The following is a 3302-nucleotide window of genomic DNA, read 5'->3' as shown; positions in this document are numbered from 1 at the left end:
TACGTGTAATTGCGCTTGGAGTAGAGGTCATAGGTATCCGGAAAATGCCGGATCTTCGCGATCGAAAGGAGTGCCATGTCCCGCGCCGTGGTGTACATATCCGGGTCAGGCAGGCCGGTGGGGTTGGTGAAGTGGGTATTGTCCATTCCCAGCTGGCTGGCCTGCTGGTTCATCATCTGGGCGAATGAGCCCTCGCCCCCGGCAATGTGTTCCGCCAGCGCCACGCTGGCATCATTGCCCGACTGCACGATGATGCCGTGCATCAGTTCCCGCACGGTTACTTTGGTGCCTTCCTTGAGGAACATCCGGGAGCCGCCGGTCTTCCACGCATTGACGCTCACCGTGGTTTCCTCATCCATGCTCAGGCGACCGGCCTCCATCTCGCGGTCCGCGATGTAAGCCGTCATCATCTTGGTCAGGCTCGCCGGTGCCACCCGCTGATCCGCGTTTTTCTCGACCAGGACCCGCCCGCTCTGGATATCCATGAGAATGTAGGAGTCCGCACCCAGCTCCGGTGGCGACGGTATCAGGCTCGATGCCTGAAGCGGCGCCGCCGCGGAAGCAATGCAGAAAACCAGTAGAATCGAGAACAGCTTACGCATGGTTGTATCGTCCTGATGGTCAGCCCGTGCTACCGACGGGCCGTGTAATGATGATGGGCTGCCCCAGCTCGTTCCGCTCAATGGCGCGGCGAGCCTGCTCGGCCGCTCCCCGCTCCCGGAAAGGGCCAACCCAGACACGATGGATCTGCTCACCGTTCCGACCCTCTACCAGGTGGACGTCGCCGGCTGTCACCATGTGAAGCTGGGCCTTGAGCTGCGTGGCGGCGGTTAAGTTACCAAATGCGCCCACCTGAACAAAGAGACGGTCCTCTTTGTTTCCCGATGGTAATGCGGGCTTTTCAGCGGTTCCGGTCTCGCCTCCCCTGGCCTCGGGACTGGCGCCCGAATCATCGGGGCTGGCCGCAACGGCCTCAATATGCACACGCGTCGTACCCTGGCCCTCGAATCCAAGCACCTTGGCCGCAGCATACGAGAGGTCAATCAGACGCTCGCCGTGAAAGGGACCGCGATCGTTGACCCTGACAATGGTGGAGCGGTCGTTCTCCAGGTTGGTGACACGGACATAGGTGGGCAGGGGCAGGTTGCGGTGAGCCGCGCTGAGCTCGTACATGTTGTAGGTCTCACCATTGGAGGTCAGGTGGCCATGGAACTTGCGGCCATACCAGCTGGCCCGCCCCCGGGCCTCATACCCCTCCGCGGAGTCCATGACTTCATAGGTCTTGCCCCAGACTTCGTAGGGTGACTTGTTGCCGCCCTTGCTGGGGGGTTCATAACGCGGTTCCGGCTCCTCGATGCTGGCAATGTCGAGTTCCCGATCCGGGCCAGTGTCCTGGGACAGAGTGTAACGGTCATCGGATTGACGCTGCCCGGTACCGGCACATCCGGTAACCAGCAACACCAGCGCCAGCAACAGCAGTCGGGCCCCACTACTCATCCAGTGCGGCCTCCTGCAGACGCTGTGCCAGCGACCACGCCGCCATGGCATACAGGTCGCTGTGGTTGTAGCGGGTGATGACGTCAAAGTTGGCATGCGCGATCCAGTCCTGTTGACGGCCCTCCACGGTCAACCGCAACAGCCGGGTCTCGCCAACGGGCCCACGCCACTGCTCCAGGGGCATGACCACCGGTGCTCCCGGATGCCAGTGATGTTCGTGGAAATAGTTGGCGACACTCCCAATGGCATCCACTGGGCTGTCGAACAGATCCACGACGCCATCACCATCAAAATCCACAGCGTAGTGCCGATAGCTGCTGGCGATGAACTGGCCATACCCCATGGCGCCCGCATAGGACCCCATGGGATCGCGCGGGTCAAACCCCTGATCCCGCGCCAGCAAGAGGAAGTGGCGCAGCTCCTCGCGGAAGAAATCGGCTCTGGGCGGGTAGCCGAAACCCAGCGTAAACAGGGCGTCCAGCACCCGGTCGTTTCCGGCATGACGGCCGTAGAACGTCTCAATCCCGATGATCGCCGTAACCAGCTTTGAGGGCACACCATACCGCCGTTCAGCCCTGGCAAGAGTCTCCCGGTGACGCGCCATGAAGGCCCGCCCCTGCTTGACCCGTTCCGGGGTCAGGAAGATTCCGCGGTACTCACCCCATGCCAGTACCTTTTCGGCGGGGGCACTGATGCGCTCGATCACTGCCTCATCATGGCGGGCGGCATCCAACCATGCGTTCACCTGCTCGCGTTCGAACCCCTCCTCCCGGACCATGCGCTCAACAAACCGCTCCCGGTCCGATGTGGCGGCCATCACAGACAGGCTGAAAAGGGCGATCAACAGAACAATCGGGAAACGGGTCATGGTATCGGGTCAGGACTCCAGCATGCGTCGATGGGTGTGCACGGCCATAAGAATACCGAAGCCCGCGAGCAGCGTCACGATGGACGTTCCCCCAAAGCTGACCAGCGGCAGCGGCACCCCCACCACCGGCATCAGACCGCTGACCATGGCGACGTTCACGACCACATACATGAAGAAGATGATGGCAAGCCCGCCGGAGAGAAGGCGACTGAACGAGGTCTGCGCCATGGACGCGATGTACAGGCAGCGGATCACCACCAGCGCGTAAAGGACCAGAAGCAGGGTCACCCCCACAAACCCGAACTCCTCCGCCAGAACCGCCAGTATGAAATCCGTATGGCCCTCCGGCAGAAAATCCAGATGGGACTGGGTGCCTTCTCCCCAGCCCTTGCCGTGAAGGCCGCCGGAACCGATGGCGGTCTTGGACTGCGTGATGTTCCAGCCAGCGCCAAGCGGGTCACTGCCGGGGTTGAGAAGCGTCAGCACCCGCTCCTTCTGGTAGTCCCGCATCACGAACAGCCAGAGCATGGGTATGGAGGCGCCGCCCGCGGCCACCATCAACATGATCAGCTTCCAGCTCAACCCGGCAAGGAAGAGCACGGCAAGACCGGAGGCGATGACAAGTACAGCGGTCCCCAGGTCCGGCTGAGCAATGATCAGCGCGCCCGGCAGCGCGGTCAGCCCCAGGGCCATGAGGATGGGCAACAGCCTGGGTGGCAGTGACAGTTGGGCCAGGAACCACGAGACCATCAGGGGAACCCCCAGCTTCATTGCCTCGGACGGCTGGAAGCGAGGCAGCCCCGGCAGCGCCAGCCACCGCTGGGCCCCCTGGGCACCGGCACCAAAGAGCAGCACCAGAACCAGTGACAGAATGCCGGCCAGATACAGCCAGGGCGACCATCGCCGGTAAAGCATGGGATCGAGTTGCGCGAAGAAA

General features: G+C 62.4%; 4 protein-coding genes. All 4 read right to left on the bottom strand.

The genetic code is table 11. The features are described 5' to 3' along the window. Nucleotides 1-602 (bottom strand): D-alanyl-D-alanine carboxypeptidase family protein (locus QZ501_RS15015; RefSeq protein ID WP_295720631.1); only part of this gene is annotated, 602 nt, incomplete at its 3' end. Between the two features lie 19 nt (nucleotides 603-621). Further along, nucleotides 622-1497, bottom strand: coding sequence for a septal ring lytic transglycosylase RlpA family protein (locus tag QZ501_RS15010; RefSeq protein WP_151440852.1), 876 nt, complete (start codon nucleotides 1495-1497; stop codon nucleotides 622-624). After that, entirely contained in the window at nucleotides 1490-2365 is an 876-nt protein-coding gene (mltB, locus tag QZ501_RS15005) for a lytic murein transglycosylase B (protein WP_295720629.1), read from the bottom strand. Before mltB ends, QZ501_RS15010 begins: the two co-directional genes overlap by 8 nt. Nucleotides 2366-2374: 9 nt before the next feature. Next, nucleotides 2375-3302, bottom strand: a 928-nt coding sequence (rodA, locus tag QZ501_RS15000) for a rod shape-determining protein RodA (RefSeq protein ID WP_295720627.1), incomplete at its 5' end; no start/stop codon positions are given.

Origin of the sequence: uncultured Halovibrio sp., assembly GCF_913056445.1 — a bacterium.
GTDB lineage: Bacteria > Pseudomonadota > Gammaproteobacteria > Pseudomonadales > Oleiphilaceae > Halospina > Halospina utahensis_B.
The sequence above is the reverse complement of the archived record's forward strand: the minus strand, read 5'-3'. Positions and strand labels throughout refer to the sequence as shown.

Bases quoted from the DNA above. Each gene is read 5' to 3' on its own strand.
- QZ501_RS15010 (WP_151440852.1), bottom strand. From the start codon at position 1,497: ATGAGTAGTGGGGCCCGACTGCTGTTGCTGGCGCTGGTGTTGCTGGTT.
- mltB (WP_295720629.1), bottom strand. From the start codon at position 2,365: ATGACCCGTTTCCCGATTGTTCTGTTGATCGCCCTTTTCAGCCTGTCT.